This is a genomic window from Enterococcus sp. LJL99, assembly GCF_054871725.1.
The window spans coordinates 122913-146043 of sequence record NZ_JBTXLT010000005.1; the positions used below are offsets into that span (position 1 = coordinate 122913).

Consider the following 23131-nt stretch of genomic DNA (forward strand, 5'->3'; position numbering starts at 1 on the left):
CAGATTTATTTTCACGTATTAATTAGTATCACTCCTTTTTCTTGATAAGAACAATCTATTAGCAGTCAAATAGTCAAAAATCATTTGTTTAACTGGAATAGTTAATGATTGTAATCCCTCATAGAACGAGGTAAAGTTAGAGTATTAATGAAAAGTCTGTTTTTCCGCTTTTTATTAAAACTAAATGATATTTTGAAACGATTGAGAAAGCTGAATTTATCAAGGTTTTTGTGGAAATTAAAAATTAGCAGATAGTGTTGATTGAGCGTAAGCCAGATTTTCTGCTGTTTTTACACCACCGTTTGTTCAGGTCATAAAACAATCGTTTAGAATCGAGCAATTGGACAAACTAGCAGTTATTGCGCTCTTTGCAATGAATGTTGGTTCGGAAATTGCCGAGATTCTGATTGTTTTATGCCATTTGTTCGGTTTTAAGAGATAAAGTGGGTGAGACAAAAGTAAAAATCACTTTTGTTTTATCTTTTAAAACCGAACAAACGGTGGTGCAAAAGCAGCTCCTACGGAAACAAGCCGAAATTGTTGTAAAACACAGCGAATTTAAGGAGCTGATGTTGCACAATATCTACTCGGTTACCAAAAATTTGAAGAGCACCAAGTAGGAATCATTCAACAGCGAAAGGAAACCTTTCGTGTTTCTTGTCATTCTCGGAAATTCCTTCTTATTGCGATAAATCACGAAGAACGTAGTGATTCGATGATGCATCGTACCTACTTGGTTCTCGGAGCTAACCGCTTTTGTCCCAACTTCCTCACCCACACTCTTTTTTTCAACTGGATTGTATGTATAAGGAAATTTTTTAATCCTTTTCTTAACTGAATGTTTTCTCATAATCACTTTATAACTGGGCAATAAAAAAACAGTGAACTTCTTTGTGAGCTGATGGTGCAAAATTCTTACTCGGTTAGTTAAAATTTGAAATAGTATCAAATAAGAATTAGCAAACCTCAGAAGGTGTGTTTTCGTGTTTTCTGTGATTGCTAAAGATTGCAGCTTCCTTACACCAGCTTTATTAAATAATCAATGCTTCGCTTATTTACAAAATTTAAAGGAGATTTTCTCATGTCTATTATAAAAAATACGATTCGTCAGTTTATGCAAGCTGCCCCTTTCGTTTTATCAAATACAATTATTTTCGTTCCTTATTTACTTTTTATGGGTTTAAGTAATGGGATAAAGCTAGAAACGACGCTCCCTTTTGTTTTATTCTATACCTTTAGGATGACAGGTATTTTTTTACTAAGAAGCTTCAAAGGGAAACTAGAAACATTCACCATTCTAATTATTTCTGTTTTATTTGGCGGACTCGGGTGCTTATTTGGTTTGACGGCACAATTTTTCTTTCCGTTATATTATCTGTCAGCGATTTTGATTGGCTTAAGTGCTGCTTGGTTACCCGCTGCCAATACAACGGTTAATTTTTATGAAAAAGAGCAAGGTGTTTCGGTATTTAAAAAAGAAAGCAGTCCTTTTGCTCTTTTGCTTTTAGTGGTTTTGATTGCTTCGCTGAATCTGCCTACATCTTCTCGTATAATGATTGTATTATTAGAATATGGGGCTTTGTACATTGCTGCGTACCATACGATTACGCACTTTCCAAGCTATGAAATCGACTTTAATGAAGTCGATCGAAAGGTCGTTTCAGTCAAAGAGTTTATCCTGTTTCTCGTTTTCTTTGTTTTGTTGCTATTTATTCGTTTAGCACGGATGCTTTTAAATACGGACTTTTTAATGATTGGTGTGACAGGATTCTCACTCTTATTTTTACTTGCCGCTTGGTATTTTAATCGCCAAAGAAAAGTTTGGAAGTTACCTGCTTGGTTAAATATTTTCACGTTTGTAACGGGCATGTGTAATAATTTCATGCTCCTTTTTGGGACTTTTTATATTGCTATTCGTTTAGGCTCAGATAAGATTGTAAGTCACTTGTATGTACCTTACATTTTAGGAATTTTGTTGTCAGGTATACTAACTAAACAACTTTACCGTTTATTCCCTAAACAAGAGCCAAAAATTCTGCATGTCTATGGCTTTTTCCTTTCATTGGTTACGTTATTATTTTCACCTATTTTTCCAGTAGGTATTTTTTTACTAAGTACGTTTACTAGTGCGACCGGATCTTTCTTAAATAAAATCTATTATCATGAAGAAATTTTGCCAAAAGATGAACGAGTAATTATTAAATATAGTACACAGACAAAAGGGAGTATTTGTCATCAACTATTGTTAGTCACATTGTTGTGGCTCTTAATACAAGAAAACAGGTTGCCATTGATTACGGTATTAAAAATCACCCAGCATCGTGTGAGAAATACAGCTGCCATTTCTGTCGTTGAAGCGATTCATTTAATTAGTGTCTTGTTGTTGATAATTCTATTTGCGGTGACACTTTATGAGATGATTAGGTTTAATCGAAAAGAGAAGATTAAAAAATCATGATTGAACAATGAAAGATACTAAGAAAACTAAACAGAGAACGAATAGAGTATGTTAAAATAAAAATAGTTTACAAGTAGAGGAGATTTTTTATGAAACAAAGAGGATTTGAAATTCTATCGACATTTAAGGAAGAACAATTAAATATTCCCCAAAGAGCAACAAAAGGTGCCGCTGGGTATGATTTTGAAGCAGCTGAAACAGTAGTAGTCCCAAGTATTTGGCAACAGCAGGCAGCTGGAATTGCACCCAAACCTGTGTTGGTAAAAACAGGAATCAAAGCGTACATGGCTAAAAATGAATACTTAGAATTAGTAAGTCGTTCATCAAATCCATTAAAACGCTTCTTAGTTTTAGCAAATGGCGTAGGTGTTATAGACTGTGATTATTATAATAACGCTGGCAATGAAGGACACATTATGTTCCAGTTCTTAAATTTTGGCTATGAAGAAGTTGTAATCGAAAAAGGAGAACGAATTGGTCAAGGAATTTTCAAACCATTTCTTTTAGCAGATAGCGACACGGTTGAAACAGAGCGTGAAGGTGGTTTTGGTTCTTCTGGACAATAATAGAAGAAACAAATCTTTATAAAACTATTAATTTAGGCTAGAAGTCTTAGGATAAAGCATTTAGACTATGATAGAATGAAGCGAGGGCTGACAGATGGCAAAAAAGGCAAAGGTTCAGTTTGAATGTCAGCATTGTGGCTATATTTCACCTAAATATTTAGGCCGTTGTCCTAATTGCGGACAATGGAATAGTATGGTGGAAGTAACAACACAAGATACGACTGATCGTAGAGCACGAGTTAGTTTGACAGGTAAAAAGACCCAGCCACAAAAGTTGACAGAGATTGTTCCTAAAAAAGAACCTCGTGTCAAAACAAAATTAACTGAATTAAATCGCGTATTAGGCGGTGGCGTTGTTCCAGGTTCACTAGTTTTAATCGGCGGCGATCCCGGGATTGGGAAATCGACGTTATTACTGCAAGTATCTCAGCAACTAGCTGAAATTGGCGGGAAAGTTCTTTACGTTTCTGGTGAAGAAAGTGCGGAACAAATCAAGCTGCGTGCAGAACGTTTGGGCAGCAGTAATACCGATTTTTATTTATATGCTGAAACAGACATGAATGAAATTTCGCGGGCTATTGAAAAATTAGAACCCGATTACGTTATCATCGACTCAATCCAAACGATGACACAGCCAGATGTAACTAGTGTGGCAGGTAGTGTCAGTCAAGTTCGGGAGACGACGGCTGAATTGTTAAAATTGGCCAAAACCAATGGAATTGCTATTTTTATCGTAGGTCATGTAACAAAAGAAGGTTCGATTGCAGGTCCTAGGATGTTGGAACATATGGTGGATACTGTTCTTTATTTTGAAGGCGATAAACATCATACTTTCCGTATTTTACGAGCGGTCAAGAATCGTTTTGGTTCAACCAATGAACTGGGTATTTTTGAAATGAGAGAACATGGGTTAGAAGAGGTGGCCAATCCATCACAAGTATTCCTAGAAGAACGTTTAGATGGTGCCACTGGATCGGCTATTGTCGTTGCCATGGAAGGGACGCGCCCAATTCTAGTTGAAGTACAAGCTTTGGTCACCCCAACAATGTTTGGTAATGCCAAGCGAACAACGACGGGACTGGATTTTAATCGTGCGTCATTAATCATGGCAGTGTTAGAAAAACGAGCAGGTTTGTTATTGCAAAATCAAGATGCCTACCTAAAGGCAGCCGGCGGTGTAAAAATTAATGAACCTGCTATCGATTTAGCGGTAGCGGTAAGTATTGCCTCTAGTTATAAAGAAAAAGGAACCAAACCGACTGAATGTTTTATTGGAGAAATTGGCTTGACTGGGGAGATTCGAAGAGTAAATAGCATTGAACAACGGGTGAAAGAAGCGCAGAAGCTTGGCTTTACCAAAGTGTATTTACCTAAAAATAACCTTGCTGGCTGGACACCTCCAAAAGGCATTGAAGTAATCGGTGTAGCCACAATTGGTGAAACATTAAGAAAAGTATTTTTATAAGAGCATAAGATGAAAAGTGCAAGTCACTTACGTGATAGTAGCACTTTTCACAGGCTCATTAATTGAATTATTGGAGGATGAATGTATGCAAAAACGTGTCATCACATTTTTGATGGTCATCGTGGGTGCAAGCTTAGGTATTTCATTATTGCCTATGGTTTGGACGATGATCGGACAAGGAAAGAATCCAGTGCTAGCTAATGCCCTGACAAATAGCATACTTGGTGCAATTATTTTCTTTATTTTATCTTTAGGGTTAGCAAAGTATATTCTTTCAGGTGTTAAAAAAATTGAAGCAGCATTAAATGAAATGAGTTTAACCTACCTTTTATTTGGTAGTGTTGGTGCCATTTTAGGCTTAATCTTAGGGGTAATTATCTCAATCCCTATGTATAACTTGGCGATTCCTTTTGTTAATAGTGTTTTGCCAATCTTAGTTATGATTGTTCTTGGGTATTTAGGTTTTCGAATGGGAACTACGAGAATCGATGAATGGCGTAAAATTTTTACGCCTAAACCAAAAAAAGCACCAGCAGAAACAGAAGGCCAAATTTTAGAACGCAAAGTCGCTGATCGTTTCCATAAATATAAAATTTTAGATACGAGTGTGATTATTGATGGACGTATTTATGATATTGCCAAGACTGGTTTTTTAGAAGGAGTTCTTTTGATTCCGAATTTTGTTTTGTATGAATTGCAGTATATTGCGGATTCAGGCGATAGTTTAAAACGTGTCCGTGGTCGTCGTGGATTAGATATTTTGAATGCCCTGCAAAAAGAAGACGGAATTTCAGTAGAAATGTATGATGGCGATTTTGAAGATATTACTGAAGTAGATAGTAAATTAATCAAATTAGCTAAGTTATTAGACGGAATTGTTGTGACAAATGATTATAATTTAAACAAAGTTTCAGAATTTCAAAATGTCCCTGTGCTTAATATCAATGAGTTAGCCAATGCGGTGAAACCAGTGGTTATTCCTGGTGAAGCGATGAATGTGATGGTTGTAAAAGCGGGGACTGAACGACAACAAGGTGTCGCTTATTTAGATGATGGGACGATGGTCGTGGTTGAAGATGGGCAACATTATATGAATGAACAAATTCAAGTGATTGTCACCAGTGCCTTGCAGACTGCTGCTGGTCGAATGATTTTTGCTAAACCGGCGCATTCGAGTCGCGGAATTGATGAAAAACAAGCCAATGGAAAAAGCTAAAAAAAAGAATTTGCTTTCTGACTATGAAGTGATTTTGTTAGCTGCTGGTCAAGGAAAGCGAATGCGGGCTAGTCGAAATAAAATTTTACTCCATTTGATGGGAAAACCAGTTATTACCTATTCTTTGCAGACTTTTTTAAAAGACCCAGCGTGTAAACATATTATTTTAGTGACACAAGAAGATGAGCAAAAATTATTGGCAGAAACGATTAAAAAAGCAGCCAAAAAAAGTAAGTGTCCAATCACAATCATTCCAGGTGGGAGCGAGCGACAGTACAGTGTATATAATGGGCTAAATGCTTTGCTTGATTTGAAAAATATCGTGATGGTTCATGATGGTGCACGACCGTTTGTTGCGTTAAGTCAATTGAAACAATTGCATAGAAAGGTGACCGAGACACGTGGAGCGATTTTAGGTGTTCCAGTAAAAGATACAATCAAACGAGTGGTTAATGGTGTGGTTGAAGAGACTGTTCCACGTGAAACGTTATGGCAAATTCAGACCCCACAAGCGTTCTATGGTGAAGATTTGTTAAGTGCCCACCAACAAGCACAGGCTGAAGCGTATTTAGGAACAGATGAGGCTTCGTTGATTGAGCGGTATAAAGAATTTAGCGTTTCAATGGTTTTAGGCAGTTATGAAAATATCAAGTTAACGACACCAGAAGATATGTTGATCGGCGAAGCGATTGTCAAACAAAAAAAAGTTAGGTGAAAAATATGATACGAATCGGGCAGGGATTTGATGTCCATCAGTTGGCAGAAAATAGAAAATTGGTTATCGGTGGTGTGGAGCTTCCTTTTGAAAAAGGACTGCTGGGACACTCGGATGCAGATGTATTATTACATGCCATTACAGATGCTTTATTAGGCGCAGCAGGTCTAGGAGATATTGGCCATTTGTTTCCTGATACAGATCCTAAATTCAAAGATGCCAATTCAGTTCTGTTATTAAAAGAAGCAGTCGAAAAAGTTCAAGAATTAGGCTTTACTATTGGCAATATTGATTGTACAATTTTAGCTGAAGCACCAAAGATGCAACCTTATCTAGAAGCAATGAAAAAAAATATTGCAGAAGCTTGTAAAATTGAGACCAATCAAATCAATTTAAAAGCAACGACGATGGAAAAGATGGGTTTTATTGGTCGAGAAGAAGGCATGGGCTCGATTGCAGTAGCATTACTAGAAAAAATATAGTTTAGTATATTTTGTTTGATTATATGATTCAAAACGGAAAGAGGAATGGAAATGACAAAAGTTCGTGTACGTTATGCACCAAGTCCAACAGGACATCTGCATATTGGAAATGCTAGAACAGCATTATTTAACTATTTATTTGCCCGTCATAATGATGGAGAGTTTATTATTCGTATTGAAGATACGGATGCTAAAAGAAATATTGCCGATGGCGAAAAAAGTCAGCTTGAAAACTTAGCTTGGCTTGGAATGGAATGGGACGAATCCCCTGAAAAACCAGGTGAGTATGGACCTTATCGTCAATCAGAGCGTGGCGATATTTATCAACCTTTGATTGATCAATTATTAAGTAGCAACCGTGCATACAAATGTTATTGTACAGAAGATGAAATAGAAGCAGAACGTGAAGCGCAACGCGCTCGTGGTGAAATGCCTCATTACTCTGGTTGCTGTGCAAACTTAACGCCTTCAGAACAAGCGGCAAAAGAAGCGCAAGGTTTGGCTTCAGTTGTTCGTTTCCGTGTTCCTAGAAATACATCGTATACGTTTGAAGACATGGTAAAAGGTGAAATTGTTTTTGAATCTGATAATATCGGTGGCGATTTTGTTATCCAAAAACGCGATGGTATGCCAACTTATAATTTTGCAGTTGCAGTGGATGATCATTTGATGAAAATCACTCATGTTTTACGTGGGGACGATCATATTGCCAATACACCCAAACAATTGATGGTTTATGAAGCCTTTGGTTGGAAAGCACCAGAATTTGGACATATGACATTAATCATCAACTCTGAAACGGGTAAAAAATTAAGTAAACGTGATGAAACGATTCTTCAATTTATCGAGCAATATCGCGAATTAGGTTATGTACCTGAAGCGATGTTTAATTTCATTGCTTTATTAGGTTGGTCACCAGTTGGCGAAGAAGAAATCTTCAGCCAAGACGAACTAGTGAAGATCTTTGATCCAGAGCGTTTAAGTAAATCACCGGCTGCTTTTGACAGTAAAAAATTAGAATGGGTAAATAACCAATACGTGAAACAAATGGATTTAAATGTGTTGACTGAAAAATGTTTACCTTATCTAATTGCCGATGGTCGTGTAGAGGAAAATCCTAGTGCAGAAAAAATTGCTTGGGTGGAAAAAGTAGTAAGTTTATATCAACCACAAATGAGTTATGCGGCTGAAATCGTTGCGCTTTCTACGTTGTTCTTTAATGAGCATCCAACGCTAGATGATGCGGCAAAAGAAGTTTTAGCAGGCGAAACAGTTCCAACTGTTTTACAAGCTTTTAAAGGACAATTAGAAGCATTAGATACTTTGGATGTAGCAAGTATCAAAGCAGCAATTAAAGCAGTTCAAAAAGAAACAGGCATTAAAGGGAAAAACTTATTTATGCCAATTCGTGTCGCTGTATCTGGTCAAGTTCATGGTCCAGAATTAGCAGAAACAATCGAATTACTTGGTAAAGAAAAAGCATTAGCTCATTTAGTAAATGTGTTATAATTTAAAAATTAATGAATGAAGTAACGCCGTTCGTTCGACTTACTTTATTCAAACGAATAAAACACAATGATAAGAAGAAGTAAAGAGAAATTATCTTTAGAGAGACTGTGGTTGGTGAAAACAGTTGATAAAATCTTTTGAAATGCATCTTTGAGTGGTTTCGACGATAAGTAGTTGAAGACGGCTGACAGACGTTATCTGTTTTGAGGTAGAGAATGTAACTCTGCGAAAAAAAGTGGAACCACGCGAAAAGCGTCTTTTGAACAAATTTAGTTTGTTCAAAAGACGCTTTATTTGTTTATTCTGATTGAGTAAGAAAGGAGAAAAAATATGGGTTGGTTAAGTCGAGCAGTGGCAGCGACCAAGAAAAATGATCCTGCTGTCCATTCTACATTAGAAGTAGTATTAACTTATCCTGGGGTACATGCCCTGTTTTGGCATCGCTTATCGCATTTTTTATATCGCCATCGTTTATTCTTGTTAGCTAAAATGAATGCCCAGTTTTGGCGTTTCTTAACGGGAATCGAGATTCATCCTGGCGCAAAAATTGCTTCTGGCGTATTTATTGATCATGGAATGGGCATCGTGATTGGTCAAACAGCAGAAATTGAAGAAGATGTTGTTTTGTTCCATGGAGTGACTCTTGGTGGAACGGGAAAAGATACAGGAAAAAGGCATCCTACAGTTAAAAAAGGGGCGATGATTCATGCGCATGCTCAAATTTTAGGTCCTGTTATTATTGGTGAACGCGCTAAAATAGGCGCTTCAGCTGTTGTTTTACATGATATTCCCGCTGATACAACGGCGGTCGGTATTCCAGCCAAGGTTGTTAGAATCAAAGGAGAAAGAGTGGAGGAAGTTTATGATTCAAATTTATAATACATTAACTAGAGAAAAAGAAAAATTTGTGCCGATTGAAGCAGGAAAGGTTCGGATGTATGTTTGCGGACCAACTGTTTATAACTATATTCACATTGGAAATGCTCGTAGTACGATTGCCTTTGATACGATTCGTCGTTATCTTGAATATCGTGGCTATGAAGTGAATTATGTCTCTAATTTTACCGATGTGGATGATAAAATCATTCGTGCGGCTAAAGAATTAGGAATTACAGCACCAGAAGTTTCTGAGCGTTTTATTCATGCATTTGAAGAAGATACAAATCATTTAAATGTCAAACCAGCAACCTTACATCCACGCGTAATGGATCATATGGAGGATATTCTCACGTTTATCAGTGCTTTAATCGAAAAGGGTTATGCCTATGAATCGCAAGGAGATGTTTATTATCGAACGCGTAAATTTGATGGGTATGGCAAACTAAGCCATCAATCAATCGATGAGCTAGAAGTGGGTGCAAGTCAACGTACGGGAGATGAAAGAGCATTAAAAGAAGATCCATTAGATTTTGCTTTGTGGAAGAAAGCGAAAGAGGGAGAAATTTCTTGGGACTCTCCTTGGGGTGCAGGTCGTCCAGGCTGGCATATTGAATGCTCGGTGATGGCAACGAAGCATCTAGGCGAAACAATCGATATTCATGGCGGCGGTCAAGATTTAGAATTTCCTCATCATGAAAATGAAATTGCTCAAAGTGAAGCAAAAACCGGCGCGACATTTGCAAACTACTGGATGCATAATGGGTATGTCACGATTGGTGATGATGATGAGAAAATGAGTAAATCTCTTGGTAATTTTATTACAGTTCACGAGCTGGTGAAAGAAGTGGATCCACAAATTCTACGTTTCTTTATGGCAACGACCCAATATCGTCGTCCAATCAAATATAGTGAAGTGACAATGAAAGAAGCGGCCGTTAATTTACAAAAACTACAAACCGCATTGGAGAATCTTTCATTTAGAAAAGACTCTGCTATCGAACAGACAGAGGAAGATCAAGAATTGCTGAAACAATTAGACACTTTTGAAGCTCGATTTGTCGCCGAAATGGATGATGATTTTAATACAGCAAATGGAATCACTATTGTGTATGAATTTGCGAAGTGGTTAAATCAATATAGTGAAAAAGAAGTCGTTTCAAGTATTGTGCTGACTGAGGCGATGACTAAATTTACAGACTGGTTAAGTGTTTTTGGCATTTATTTCGTTTCTAATGAGTTATTAGATGATGAGGTAGAACAACTAATTGAGGAACGAAATCAAGCGCGTAAATCACGTGATTTTGCCCGTAGTGATGAAATTCGCGATTTATTCAAGGAAAAAGGAATTATTTTAGAAGATACACCGCAAGGAACAAGATGGAGAAGAAGTGAATGAGAGATTACACACAGTTAAATGGTTTGGCATTAGCCTATGTTGGCGATGCGATTTATGAAATTTATATTCGCGATTATTTAGTTGAATTGGGTCAAACAAAACCCAACGTTTTGCATCGAATGGCCACACAATATGTTTCTGCAAAAGCGCAAGCATTTTTAGTGCAAGAAATGTTGGCAACCGATATATTGGTAGAAACAGAAATTATGATGTATAAACGAGGAAGAAATGCCAAAAGTCATACTTCTGCTAAAAATGCGGATATTACAACCTATCGAATTTCGACTGGATTTGAGGCGTTGATGGGCTATCTACACTTAACAAAACAAACGGAACGCTTAGAAGAATTGATCAGCTGGTGTATCAAAAGAATAGGTGAAAATAATGAGAAATGATAAAAAGAATGCGTATAAAAAAGGTTCTTATAAGAAAAAAACACAGAATAAAGAGCATCATCGAAAAGAGGTACCCAAAGAGAATACTGAAGATAACTTTGTATTTGGTAACCATGCAACCGTAGAAGCGATTCAACAAGGTCGTGGAAATAAGTTGTTTTTACAAGAGGATAGTAAAAGTGAAAAAGTAGAACATTTGAAATTATTGGCGAAAGAACATGCAGTTCCAGTTAAGTGGGTGCCAAAACAAAAGCTGGATACAATGACAGATCATGGCGTTCATCAGGGAATCGTGTTAGCAATTACAGCATATGAATATTTAACACTAGATGAATTGATTAGCCAAACAAAAGAAAAAACAGAAGCACCATTTTTCTTAATTTTAGATGGAATTGAAGATCCGCACAATTTTGGTTCTATTTTACGAACAGCAGATGCAACAGGTGTCGATGGGATTATTATTCCAAAACATCGAGCAGTTGGAATTACACCAGTTGTGACTAAAGCGTCAACTGGTGCTGTAGAATACATTCCAGTTGCTCGAGTAACGAATTTGGCCCAAAGTATTGCGACGTTAAAAGAACATCAATTTTGGATTTTTGGGACGGATATGAAAGGAACCGATTATCGAAACTGGAATAGCCAAGGCGCGGTTGCATTGATTATCGGGAACGAAGGTCGCGGTATGAGTCCAGGTTTACACAAAGAAGTAGACGAGTTGATTACCATTCCAATGGTTGGACACGTTCAAAGTTTAAATGCAGGCGTGGCTTCTGGACTATTGATGTACGAAGTCTTTCGTGGTAGAAACCCAATAAAATAAAGAAGGTGGATACAATGAAACAACAGTTATTGATTGTTGATGGATACAATATGATTGGGGCTTGGCCTGAGTTAGTTCGGCTGAAAAATCAAAATAATCTCGAAGATGCACGAGAATTATTGTTGAATCGATTATCTAACTATGGAAAATATGAAGCACTTGAAATTATTGTTGTTTTTGATGCGCAATTGGTCCCAGGTATTCAAAAATCCTATAAAAAATATCAATTAACGGTTGTTTTCACGAAAGAAGACGAAACAGCTGACAGTTATATTGAACGTATCGCGGGAGAAAAAAATACCCGATTAACGCAAGTGACAGTCGCCACAAGTGATTTAGCAGAACAGTGGGTCGTTTTCTCACAAGGCGCGCTGCGTGAGTCGGCGAATGAATTATACAAAAATGTCAAAAAGACTGAGCGGACGATTGCTATTCATGCTACTGATATCCATTTTCAAGATTTTCGACGAAATTCCCCGTGGAATTTGGAACAATTGTCAAAATTGTCGGACAAATTAGAAGAATTATCTAAAAAAAGCGATTGAACAAACGTTCGGTTCTTTTTGTAAGAAAAAACATGCTACCCTCTGAGTAATTACTTTATTGAGAATGAAGTGATGAAAGGAGGAGTTTTATGTGGAAGAATACAAAGCGATATTAGCAGGAGATTCTTTGGCATTTGATCGATTGTATCGACAATATTGTCCAATCGTTTATAAAATGCGAAAGAAGTATTATTTAAGGGGATTTGACTTAGATGATTGGATACAAGAAGGCCGCATCATTTTTTACAAGTCCATCGAACGATATGATGCGCAACAAAACACATCTATTGGTCGTTTTTTTAAAATGAACCTTGAAAATCATATCAAGAGTTTAGTGCGTAAACAATGTGCAGTCAAACGAACGATTGATACGACTAGTGTTTCATTGGATCAAAAGGTTGAGAGCCAAGGAGAATCCTTTTTCAATGAAATGAGTTTGGCACCCGATGATGTACTTGATCAAATGATTATTCGCGAAAATTTGGAGGAATTGCCCGTCACCTTGTCTCCATTTGAACGAACTACTTTTCAAGAGTATATGACTGGGAAAAATTTAGCTGAAATTGCAGAAGCGAAGCAAGTGAAAGAAGGAACAATCCGTAGTGCTTATGATCGGGCGAAAAAGAAAATTAAGGAACTTATTTGCGACTAAAAAACAAGTCTGTTCTTGCACTTCATTATTTAAATAGTATTTTAGTAAATTTGTTGCATTTGAAATTCTATTATGGTAAACTTGTTATTTTCTTTAAAATGTGATATGATGGAGCGTGAGGTGAATGCAATGCCAACAACTTTAGCTTCAATCAAAAAAGATTTAGAATGCCGCATTGGGAGCAAAATAACACTTGTTGCTCAAACAGGCAGAAAGCGACAAACTGAGCGTAAAGGTATTTTGACAGAGACATATCCTTCTGTTTTCGTAGTGGATTTAGATCCAGATGAAAATTCTTTTGAACGCGTATCTTACAGCTATTCAGATGTGTTGACACGCACAGTAGAAATCGAATTTGTCAGCGAAGCAGTCTAAGTAATCATACGATAAAAAAGCTAAGACAAGGGTCAAAAACTCTTGCCTTAGCTTCTTTTATTATTTGTATCGTTTAGTCAACCGAAACGAATGTAGGTGCCTTTTGTGCGCATTTTTCCATAAAAATCTTCGATGTATTCATAATAAATAGCTAAATCCAAATAAAGGGCATATATACTTATTGTAGAACATATGATAAAATTTAAAAGATTGTGGAAACTGTTAGCAGTAAACATAGATAGGTGAAAAAAATGGATATTATAGAAAAAGCCCCAGCGAAAATCAATTTAGGATTAGATGCCCTTTATAAAAGACAAGATGGCTACCATGAATTAGAAATGATTATGGCAAGTGTTGATTTAGCTGATCGACTTTCTTTTGAAACAATAAATGAAAATAAAATCATCATCGATACAAATAATTCTTTTTTGCCTTTAGATAGAAGAAATCATGTCTATCAAGCCGCAGAATTATTAAAAAGAACATATCATCAATCACAAGGAATAAAGATTCATATTGAAAAAAGAATTCCTGTAGCTGCAGGTTTGGCTGGTGGTAGCAGTGATTGTGCAGCGACCTTGCGTGGTCTGAACCGATTATGGGAATTAAATCTTTCTAATGATAGATTAGCGGAATTAGGTGGCCAGATTGGCTCAGATGTTCCTTACTGCATCGAAGGTGGAACAGCCTTTGTGACTGGACGTGGGGAGAAAATCGAAATGATGCCAGCAATGCCACAATGCTGGGTCGTTTTAGTTAAACCAAGAATGAGTGTCTCAACAAGTTCGATTTTTGGTAGCTTATCCTTTAATAGTATCGACCATCCAGATATTAAAGGACTTAAACAGGCAATTGAGCTGAATGATTATGCGATGATGACACAAAAAATTGGAAATGCGCTAGAAGGTGTGACAATCAAACGTCATCCAATTATTCAACAAATTAAAGACCGAATGATAAAATATGGAGCTGATGCTGCTTTGATGAGTGGTAGTGGACCAACAGTTTTTGCTCTTTGCTCGAAAAAAACGAGAGCGCAACGTATTTATAATGGTTTAAAAGGATTTTGTGACGAAGTTTATCTCGTACGAACGTTAAAATGATTTTTGTAGAGATCGAACACTAACTCAAAGAGTTGTGTTTCGGTCTCTTTTTTAGAGGCTCTATTTTCAAGTTATCGAACGAGTTATTCACTATTTATACTATTATTGTTAGAAGCTTTGAAGGGTTCTTGAATAGAGTTTTCTCTTGACGGAATGGATGTCATCTGCTAAATTAATCTTTGTTGATAAATCGTAAATGTTACGTTTTATGTAGATTAAATCGGAATGAGGCAAATTATGAAAAAGAATCATTTAAACTGGCGTGTCGGATTACTAGCGATTATAGCTATTTTTTTACTAGCTGCGTGTGGACAAACAAAAGAAGAGACTAAAAAAGCAGAGGATAAAATAAAAGTTGTGACGACATTTTATCCAATGTATGATTTTACTAAAAATATTGTAGGGGATTTGGGTGATGTGGAGCTATTGATTCCAGCAGGAACAGAGCCACATGATTATGAGCCAAGTGCCAAGGATATCGCTAAAATTACAGATAGTGATGTGTTTGTTTACAATAGTTTAGAATTGGAAACATGGGTAAAAGATGTTCTAGAAAATGTTGATCAGAAAAAGGTAACAGTTGTCGATGCGAGTCAAAATATTACGTTAATGGACGGCGCTGTCCACGAGGATGAAGATGAAGAAGAGCATGAAGGACACGAGCACGAATTAGATCCTCATGTTTGGTTAGATCCTGTTTTAGCGAAAAAAGAAGTTGAAACAATTCGTGATGCGTTGATTAAACGTTATCCAGAACACAAAGAGACATTTGAAAAAAATGCTACAACTTATTTAGAAAAATTGACTGAGTTGGATCAAGAATATCAAGCGGCTTTTAAAGAAGCTAAAAATAAGACGTTTGTTACCCAACACGCGGCTTTTGGTTATTTAGCCAAACAATATGGGTTAACACAAGAATCGATTGCAGGTATTTCTCCAGACCAAGAACCATCGCCAAGTCGTTTAGCTGAATTGAAAAAATATATTGAAGCTAACCACGTTTCAGTCATCTATTTTGAAACAACAGCTTCTTCAAAAGTAGCGAAAACATTAGCGAAAGAAACAGGTGTTGAATTAGCGGTGTTAAATCCATTAGAAAGTTTAACACAGAAAGAACAAGATGCAGGTGAGGATTATATTTCTGTTATGAAAGAAAATTTAGCCGCATTGAAGAAAAGTATCAATTGATTTCTTTTAACAGAAGGATCAGCTAAATTTAGTAACGTGGGCGAGACAAAAGTAAAAACCACTTTTGTTTTATCTTTTAAAACCGAACAAACGGCATAAAACAATCGGAATCTCGGCAATTTCCTAACCATCATTCATTGCAAAGAACGCAATAACTGCTGGTTCGTCCAATTACTCAATTCTAATCGATTGTTTTATGACCTGATAAACGGTGGTGCAAAAGCAACTCCTTCGGAAATAAGACGAAATTTACCAAAAATTTGAAGAGCACCAAGTAGGAATCATTCAACATCGAAAGGGAACCTTTCGTGTTTCTTGTCATTTTCGAAAATTACTTCTTATTTCTCGGAGCTAATCGCTTTTGTCTCAACCACGTATTTAAACAAAGGAGCAATCTTATGCACTATATAGACGTTAAAGATTTAACTTTCTATTATGATGATGAACCCGTTTTACAAGGGGTATCCTATCATGTAGATCCAGGTGAATTTGTGATTTTAACAGGCGAAAACGGTGCTGCAAAATCAACCTTGATTAAAAGTACCTTAGGGTTATTAAAACCGACGAGCGGAAAGATTACGATTGCTAAAAAAAATGTCGAAGGAAGGAAAATCAGTATTGGTTATATTCCGCAGCAAGTGGCCTCTTTTAATGCTGGCTTTCCAAGTACCGTGATTGAATTAGTTCGATCGGGTCGTTTTCCACGTAATCGTTGGTTCAAACCTTTAACAAAGCGTGACCATCAACATGTAGAAAAAGCATTAAAAGCTGTTGGCATGTGGGAGATGCGGAACAAACGCATTGGCGAATTATCTGGTGGGCAAAAACAGCGTATCAGTTTAGCCCGTATTTTCGCTACAGATCCCGATTTATTTATTTTAGATGAACCAACAACAGGAATGGATGAAACTTCTAGAAACGAATTTTATCGACTGTTAAAGCATAATGCATGTGATCATGGCAAAGCGATTTTAATGATTACTCACGATCATGAAGATATCAAGGCGTATGCAGATCGTCAAATTCGTTTAGTCAGAAAGGAGGACTCACAATGGAGATGCTTTCATATGAGTTCATGAGAAAAGCCTTTTTTGCAGCTGGTTTTATCTCAGTGATTGCACCAATGTTGGGTGTTTTTCTAGTAATTCGGAGACAATCATTAATGGCAGATACCTTATCCCATGTATCTTTAGCTGGGGTCGCACTAGGTTTTTTCTTAAATTTGAATCCTGATTTGATGACACTTGTAATTGTGATCATTGCAGCCGTTATTTTAGAATATTTACGAACGATTTATCGCACGTATTCAGAAATATCAATCGCTATTCTAATGTCTGGTGGACTAGCTTTGGCGCTCGTTTTAATGAATTTAAGCGGTGGTAATTCTGCAGCCAGTATTCAGTCATACTTGTTTGGCTCAATTGTTACTATCACTTGGAATCAAGTAACGATTTTAGCTGTTCTTTTAGTGGTTTTAGTGACATTATTCTGTTTATTCAAACGACCGATGTATGTCTTAACTTTTGACGAGGATACCGCTCACGTAGATGGTTTACCCGTTTATTGGATGTCGATGTTATTCAATGTAATTACAGGGGTAGCTATTGCAGTGATGATTCCAATTGCAGGAGCGTTGTTGATTTCTGCTATTATGGTTTTACCTGCAGCTATTGGTATGCGGATCGGTAAAGGCTTCAATACAGTTATTATTATTAGTGTGATTATGGGATTTATTGGTATGCTGACAGGTTTGACTAGTTCCTACTATTTAGAAACACCGCCAAGTGCCAGTATTACCCTGATATTTATTGCACTTTTCTTGATTGTAAATGTCGTTCGACGACTCACCTTAATCGTGCAAAGAAAAAAGAAAATGCAAGAGCAAGCAAGTAAAATAGGTGAATAGTTGCTGTAATTTTTATTTAATAAAAAACTTTAAGAAGAAAGCGAAGATTTTTTCGTATTTCTTCTTTTTTTACACTGAAATGCGAACTATTTTCGTGATTTTTTAAATAATAGTCGATTTTTTTTGGATAAACCCTTATAATAAGAATCTATAGCATAAGGGATGGAGCAAAAGTGTATCCCTTTGAGAAATTAGTAGACACGAGATAACATCGAAATACTATATAAAGATTAATAGACAGAAAACTAGTAGAGGAGAAGATAAATTGAAAATTAGGAGAAGTGAACGATTAATTGATATGACACAATATTTATTGGATCACCCGCACACATTGGTATCTTTAACGTATTTTGCGGAGCAATATCAATCTGCGAAATCATCAATCAGTGAAGATCTAGCTATTATTAAAAGAACATTTAAGGAACGAGGAACTGGGTTATTAGAAACGATTCCTGGTGCAGCAGGAGGAGTTCAGTTTATTCCAGAGATTCCATTGGAAGAATCTAAAAAAATTGTGTTGGAATTATGTGATCGTTTATCAGAACAAGATCGTCTGTTACCTGGAGGCTATGTTTATCTCTCTGATTTACTAGGACAACCAGAGTTATTACGTCCGGTTGGTCGAATCATTGCATCAAAATATTTAGATCAAGAAATCGATGCAGTTATGACGGTTGCTACAAAAGGTGTGCCAATCGCCCAAGCTGTTTCTTACTACTTAAATGTTCCATTTGTGATTGTAAGAAGAGATTCAAAAATCACAGAAGGTTCAACAGTTAGTGTCAATTATGTTTCAGGTTCTTCTGAGCGAATCGAAAAAATGGAATTATCTAAGCGTAGTTTAAAACGTGGTTCAAGAGTTTTAGTGGTCGATGACTTTATGAAGGGCGGCGGCACAGTCAACGGGATGAAGAGCTTAATTGAAGAATTTGAAGCTGAACTTGTTGGAATTACCGTTTTTGCGGAATCTAAATTTAATGGCAATCGAGCAATTGACGATTATACTTCACTACTTTATGTGAAGGATGTCGATACAAGTACGAAAACAATCAATGTAGTCCCTGGGAATTATTTTGATGAATAATAGTAATAGTTAAAAAAATATTGTTTATTATAATCAAATCCCAATTTATAAAGAGGTTGGGACAAAAGTGGTTAGCTCTGAGAAATAAGAAGGAATTTCCGAAAATTGCTCTTCAAATTTTTGGTGAATTTCGGCGTATTTCCGAAAGAGCTACTTTTGCACCACCGTTTGTTTGGTTTTGAGAGATAAAACAAAAGTGGTCTTTACTTTTGTCTCACCCACGATTTATTTAATAGTTAATAAGATTGAAATGTAGTGGCTGTTTGTTCCAACCTCTTTTATCTTTATTTACGAATGATATCCCATAATTGTCCATAAGGCGATTGGCATTTGTTATAAATGAGACATTGCTGAATTTGAGCTTGGCGAACTCTTCCTCCAAACATTCCTCTAGTCTCTAACCCATTGTTTACATCTAAATTTGTGTTACTAGTTGCTAAAAATAAACCTCCAGCTAAAACTTACTAAAATTTTTTTGTTCATAAATATGAACTCCTTTCTTCTTTATAAATATTATCTTATTAACCTATTAAATTATGGAAGTAATATTAGATTAATTAGGAACTCGAAAAGTATTACAAAAATACTGGTTCGATTTAAATCTCGTTCAATCTTTTTCGCGTCCAGTGAAACTTTTTCTTTTTTTAACATATCGATTCCTCCATGCTTATAAGATTTTACTCAGATAAAAATTGTTTTAAATCTATTCCATTTTCATAAGTCCAAAGCGTTGAATGATTTTGTTTGATTTTTACTATTGTGGGAACAACTTTTAGCTGATATTCAGCAATTAATTTTTTTAACTTTTGATTCTTTTCTATATCTTCTGTATCTTCTGTATCTTCTGTATCTATATAGTAAACACTGTATCTAGAATTATCATTTTCTTTATAAATAATAGGTATCCACTTTCTGCAATCTGAGCAACTTTTTCTTCCAAAAATAAACAATCCATCTTTATTTTTAAGATTAATATATTCATTCTCTGGAACAGTTTCAAACTTTTTTACATAATAGTCATATTTTATTCTAGAGGAAAAATACATAAATAGTAAAATCACAATAATTAACCCGATTGCTAGTTTAATAACTTTTTTCATTTATTTCACCTACTTAGTTTTTAATGTATAAGAATACTAGAGAATAGTTATATCAAATCAAGAAAATTAATTTTAAAACAAAAAACAGTGTGTAAGCATACCTAAATAGGTGTACTCAAACACTGTTGTTATTAACGTACAATAAGCAACGTAGAGCTTTAGCACTATACAACGTAAAACACTAATTACTAGTGTTTAGCTACCTTAAGAAAAGCCTTAATCCGACAGTTCCTGTTCTACCCATTGGCGTCTCTCGACATTTTTGGGCAGTAGCCTATGTTTGTATAGGAGCCTCACCTAACATTATATTTTATATATACAATGTATCACTAACTTTCTTATATGTCGACTATTATTTCCTGTGAATTCTATAAAAAAATTCTGTTAAGCAACCTTTTTTGAGATTGTAACAGAAAAGGTTAGCTGCGAGAAACGAGTAGGTACGACGAATTATCAAATCTCTAAGCTCTTCGTGATTTATCGCAATAAGAATGAATTTCCTAAAGTGACAAGAAACACGAAAGATTTCCTTTCGATAATGATTTCTACTTGGTTTTCTTTGAATTATTGGTAACCTGGTTATTCATTGTGTAACTTCAGTTTATTTTTGAAGGAGCTACTTTTGCATCACCGTTTGTTTGATTTTAAGAAATAAAACAAAAGTATTTTTATTGTTGTCTCACTTACAACAAAGTTATCGTACTATTTCATTGAGTGATCGATTTACTATACTTGACATTTTCAACAAACGCATCTAATGTTTCTCGTTGCTTGATATTGTTATTACATTTTTCGCTGTCGTAACAAATATAATTCCCTCGTTTAGTATAAAGTCCGTCTCTAGATTCTTTTACTTTTGACATAAATAAAGTAACTTCGGCGGTTTCATGGCAAATAGGACAAATCCCTTTTTGAGTAGTGGGGGCAATCGAACCTTGAATCCCAATAAATTGCCCTTCTATTTTTGCCAAAATAAATTTTTGTTGTTTACCGCTATCGTTCCAACTATAAAAAGTATAATCACGTAAATCGAGTGAATCCCAATCAGGAATTTTTAATTTTTTCGTTTTCTTAAATAACTTCACTAATTGTTGCTTGGATGGAGGATCAAATGGAAAAACTCTTTCTTTTAGTCCCTCTAAATAATTATCTAAGCTATTTTTTGATGTTGTAGCAGTCAAAAAAGAAGTCAATAGTTCTTGTGTTTCTTCAGGATATTCAACTAATTCTTGTTTGATTTTTTCAAGAGCTAACGCTTGGATGGTTTTTATCGTGTTTTTGTCATTAACTGATAAATGCGCTTGAAATAAGATCTGCGCTTGATTTTTAATAAAATTATATTGGTAAGGCTGTAATATTGTTTTCATGAGTGATATCCTTTCTGAAAAATGAATCTCTTTATTTTATTTAGAAAAAAATGGTCTAGGTTTGTTCGACTGTAAAGTGGAAACAATAAAATGAGAAATGGAAGTAATTTTGCATAGTGGCTAAGCTAACTGTTTCAACAATAGCTCTACTATAAAATTTCCTAGAGAATAATGCAATTTTAACGAATTATCAATTGGTCTATAGAAAAAAGTAATTGGTTCAGTTGAAAAACGATAGCTAGTAAGCTAAACTAAATTGTAGCATAAAGAACAGATAACTCATAAATCGATAAATTTTTAGGAGTGGAAAAGTTGGAAAATAAATATGTCATTATTTTAGCAGCCGGTAAAGGGACACGGATGAAATCAAAACTATACAAAGTTCTTCATCTTGTAGCAGGCAAACCAATGGTTGAACATATCATAGATCAAGTTGAAAAAACAAACCCAAGTGAAGTTGTTACGATCGTAGGGCATGGTGCTGAAGCGATTAAAAGTCATTTAGGAGATAGAAGTAGCTATGCTTTACAAGCAGAACAATTAGGAACAGGACACGCAGTAATGCAGGCACAAGACCTTTTAGAGGGTAAAAAAGGAACGACTCTAGTTATTACAGGAGACACACCGCTTTTAACGAATGAAACGCTAACGAATCTATTTGATTACCACCAAGGGAAAAATGCAAGTGCGACGATTTTAACTGCTCATGCGGAAAATCCTACAGGATATGGTCGAATTATTCGTGACCATGTGGGTATCGTTGAAAAAATCGTGGAGCAAAAAGATGCATCGCAACAAGAAGCTCTAGTCCAAGAAATAAATACAGGAACGTTTTGTTTTGATAATGAAGCACTCTTCTCTGCTTTGGCTAAAATCGATACGAACAATGCCCAAGGTGAATACTATTTAACAGATATTATCGAAATTCTTAAAAAAGAAGGAAAAACAGTTGCTGCATATCAAATGGCAGATTTTGATGAAGCAATGGGAATCAATGATCGTGTAGCGTTAGCTGAAGCAAACAAGATTATGCATCGTCGCTTAAATAAAATGCATATGATGAATGGTGTGACGTTTGTCGATCCAGAGGCAACTTATATTGATGAAGGCGTAGTAATCGGTTCAGATACCTTTATTGAAGCTGGCGTAGTTATAAAAGGAAAAACTGTGATTGGTGATAATTGTTTTATCGGAGCAAATTCAGAAATCGTTGATAGCACAATTGAAGAAAATGTAAAGATTACTCAATCTGTCATCGAGCAAAGTATTGTTCGTAAAGATGCAGATGTTGGCCCGTTTGCTCACTTGCGCCCAGCAGCTGATATTGGCGAACGGGTGCATATCGGAAATTTTGTCGAAGTCAAAAATGCGACAATCGACGAAGATACCAAAGTTGGTCACTTAACTTATGTAGGTGATGCGGAATTAGGGAAAGATATCAATGTTGGCTGTGGCGTAGTTTTTGTAAATTATGATGGTAAACAAAAACATCGGACAACAGTTGGGGATCATGCGTTTATTGGCTCGTCTTCTAATTTGGTTGCACCGGTTAAAATCGGCGCAAATACGGTGATTGCCGCAGGTTCTACCATCACAAAAGATGTAGCTGAACATGATTTGGCGATTGCTCGAGCAAGACAAGAGGTTAAGGAAGGCTATGCCAAGAAAATGCCTTATAATGGGTGAGGAAAAATAATTTTTTATTGAGCAACAATAATTGAAACACTACCTAATCGGTTCTCAGAACTAATCACTTTTGTACCAAATAATTATAGAGCCATCTTTTACGTCACATTATAACAAGTAGCCCACGTGCCAAACGATACGTGGGTTACTTGTTATACTTTTTAATTTGTTTAGCTAGCCAAACACTGATAGTATTCACTTTCTTTTCCAATAAGATTGTG

General features: G+C 35.9%; 22 protein-coding genes, 1 riboswitch and 1 other annotated feature. Of the genes, 20 read left to right on the plus strand and 2 right to left on the minus strand.

The genetic code is table 11. The annotated features are described in order from the left end of the window. The first annotated feature begins 1081 nt into the window (after positions 1–1081). The 19 genes from ACYSNW_RS09340 (at position 1082) to purR (ending at position 18757) form a co-directional block, all read left to right on the plus strand. Positions 1082–2458 (plus strand): hypothetical protein, encoded by a 1377-nt coding sequence (locus tag ACYSNW_RS09340; RefSeq protein WP_461744219.1) that lies wholly within the window; start codon positions 1082–1084, stop codon positions 2456–2458. An 89-nt stretch (positions 2459–2547) separates the two neighbouring features. Then, entirely contained in the window at positions 2548–3024 is a 477-nt protein-coding gene (locus ACYSNW_RS09345; protein WP_461744220.1) for a dCTP deaminase/dUTPase family protein, read from the plus strand. Between the two features lie 94 nt (positions 3025–3118). After that, positions 3119–4489 carry a DNA repair protein RadA gene (radA, locus tag ACYSNW_RS09350; protein ID WP_461744221.1) on the plus strand — a complete coding sequence of 457 codons (1371 nt, stop codon included), beginning with the start codon at positions 3119–3121 and terminating at the stop codon, positions 4487–4489. An 85-nt stretch (positions 4490–4574) separates the two neighbouring features. Further along, positions 4575–5705: a PIN domain-containing protein gene (locus ACYSNW_RS09355; RefSeq protein WP_461744222.1), complete on the plus strand. Its 1131-nt coding sequence runs from the start codon at positions 4575–4577 to the stop codon at positions 5703–5705. After that, positions 5692–6420, plus strand: coding sequence for a 2-C-methyl-D-erythritol 4-phosphate cytidylyltransferase (gene ispD / locus ACYSNW_RS09360; protein WP_461744223.1), 729 nt, complete (start codon positions 5692–5694; stop codon positions 6418–6420). Before ACYSNW_RS09355 ends, ispD begins: the two co-directional genes overlap by 14 nt. A 5-nt stretch (positions 6421–6425) precedes the next feature. Continuing rightward, on the plus strand, positions 6426–6902 hold the full coding sequence (ispF, locus tag ACYSNW_RS09365) for a 2-C-methyl-D-erythritol 2,4-cyclodiphosphate synthase (protein ID WP_461744224.1): 477 nt from the start codon (positions 6426–6428) through the stop codon (positions 6900–6902). Positions 6903–6953: 51 nt separating this feature from the next. Beyond that, on the plus strand, positions 6954–8411 hold the full coding sequence (gene gltX / locus ACYSNW_RS09370; RefSeq protein WP_461744225.1) for a glutamate--tRNA ligase: 1458 nt from the start codon (positions 6954–6956) through the stop codon (positions 8409–8411). Positions 8412–8468: 57 nt separating this feature from the next. Then, positions 8469–8674: a binding site (T-box leader), on the plus strand. A gap of 67 nt (positions 8675–8741) precedes the next feature. Next, a complete protein-coding gene (epsC, locus tag ACYSNW_RS09375) occupies positions 8742–9290 on the plus strand; it encodes a serine O-acetyltransferase EpsC (RefSeq protein ID WP_461744226.1) in 549 nt (182 codons plus the stop codon). Then, complete coding sequence (gene cysS, locus ACYSNW_RS09380; RefSeq protein ID WP_461744227.1) at positions 9274–10686, plus strand: cysteine--tRNA ligase; 1413 nt, start codon at positions 9274–9276, stop codon at positions 10684–10686. The genes epsC and cysS overlap by 17 nt, the downstream gene beginning before the upstream one ends. Beyond that, on the plus strand, positions 10683–11081 hold the full coding sequence (locus tag ACYSNW_RS09385; RefSeq protein ID WP_461744228.1) for a Mini-ribonuclease 3: 399 nt from the start codon (positions 10683–10685) through the stop codon (positions 11079–11081). The genes cysS and ACYSNW_RS09385 overlap by 4 nt, the downstream gene beginning before the upstream one ends. After that, positions 11071–11904, plus strand: a complete 834-nt coding sequence (gene rlmB, locus ACYSNW_RS09390; protein ID WP_461744229.1) for a 23S rRNA (guanosine(2251)-2'-O)-methyltransferase RlmB — start codon at positions 11071–11073, stop codon at positions 11902–11904. The genes ACYSNW_RS09385 and rlmB overlap by 11 nt, the downstream gene beginning before the upstream one ends. A 14-nt stretch (positions 11905–11918) precedes the next feature. Beyond that, on the plus strand, positions 11919–12449 hold the full coding sequence (locus ACYSNW_RS09395) for an NYN domain-containing protein (RefSeq protein ID WP_461744230.1): 531 nt from the start codon (positions 11919–11921) through the stop codon (positions 12447–12449). Between the two features lie 91 nt (positions 12450–12540). Next, positions 12541–13101 carry a sigma-70 family RNA polymerase sigma factor gene (locus ACYSNW_RS09400; protein ID WP_461744231.1) on the plus strand — a complete coding sequence of 187 codons (561 nt, stop codon included), beginning with the start codon at positions 12541–12543 and terminating at the stop codon, positions 13099–13101. 129 nt (positions 13102–13230) lie between these two features. Continuing rightward, positions 13231–13476: a Veg family protein gene (locus ACYSNW_RS09405; protein WP_069663217.1), complete on the plus strand. Its 246-nt coding sequence runs from the start codon at positions 13231–13233 to the stop codon at positions 13474–13476. A 251-nt stretch (positions 13477–13727) separates the two neighbouring features. Next, positions 13728–14579 carry a 4-(cytidine 5'-diphospho)-2-C-methyl-D-erythritol kinase gene (gene ispE, locus ACYSNW_RS09410; protein ID WP_461744232.1) on the plus strand — a complete coding sequence of 284 codons (852 nt, stop codon included), beginning with the start codon at positions 13728–13730 and terminating at the stop codon, positions 14577–14579. 237 nt (positions 14580–14816) lie between these two features. Continuing rightward, the gene (locus ACYSNW_RS09415; RefSeq protein ID WP_461744233.1) at positions 14817–15767 is read left to right on the plus strand and encodes a metal ABC transporter substrate-binding protein; all 951 of its coding nucleotides are present in this window, start codon (positions 14817–14819) and stop codon (positions 15765–15767) included. 398 nt (positions 15768–16165) lie between these two features. Beyond that, complete coding sequence (locus tag ACYSNW_RS09420; RefSeq protein WP_461744234.1) at positions 16166–16846, plus strand: metal ABC transporter ATP-binding protein; 681 nt, start codon at positions 16166–16168, stop codon at positions 16844–16846. Then, on the plus strand, positions 16819–17673 hold the full coding sequence (locus ACYSNW_RS09425) for a metal ABC transporter permease (RefSeq protein WP_461744235.1): 855 nt from the start codon (positions 16819–16821) through the stop codon (positions 17671–17673). The genes ACYSNW_RS09420 and ACYSNW_RS09425 overlap by 28 nt, the downstream gene beginning before the upstream one ends. Before the next feature lie 265 nt (positions 17674–17938). Further along, positions 17939–18757, plus strand: coding sequence for a pur operon repressor (gene purR, locus ACYSNW_RS09430; protein WP_461744236.1), 819 nt, complete (start codon positions 17939–17941; stop codon positions 18755–18757). A 677-nt stretch (positions 18758–19434) separates the two neighbouring features. Here the strand turns inward: purR and traF are convergent. Together traF and ACYSNW_RS09440 are read right to left on the minus strand one after the other, a co-directional pair. Beyond that, positions 19435–19857, minus strand: a complete 423-nt coding sequence (traF, locus tag ACYSNW_RS09435) for a conjugal transfer protein TraF (RefSeq protein ID WP_461744237.1) — start codon at positions 19855–19857, stop codon at positions 19435–19437. A 136-nt stretch (positions 19858–19993) separates the two neighbouring features. Continuing rightward, a riboswitch (M-box (ykoK) riboswitch) is annotated at positions 19994–20169 on the minus strand. A gap of 395 nt (positions 20170–20564) precedes the next feature. Beyond that, positions 20565–21224, minus strand: coding sequence for a FusB/FusC family EF-G-binding protein (locus ACYSNW_RS09440; RefSeq protein WP_461744238.1), 660 nt, complete (start codon positions 21222–21224; stop codon positions 20565–20567). Between the two features lie 312 nt (positions 21225–21536). Between ACYSNW_RS09440 and glmU the strand changes: the two genes are divergently transcribed. Continuing rightward, positions 21537–22910, plus strand: a complete 1374-nt coding sequence (glmU, locus tag ACYSNW_RS09445) for a bifunctional UDP-N-acetylglucosamine diphosphorylase/glucosamine-1-phosphate N-acetyltransferase GlmU (RefSeq protein WP_461744239.1) — start codon at positions 21537–21539, stop codon at positions 22908–22910. The last annotated feature ends 221 nt before the right edge of the window (positions 22911–23131 follow it).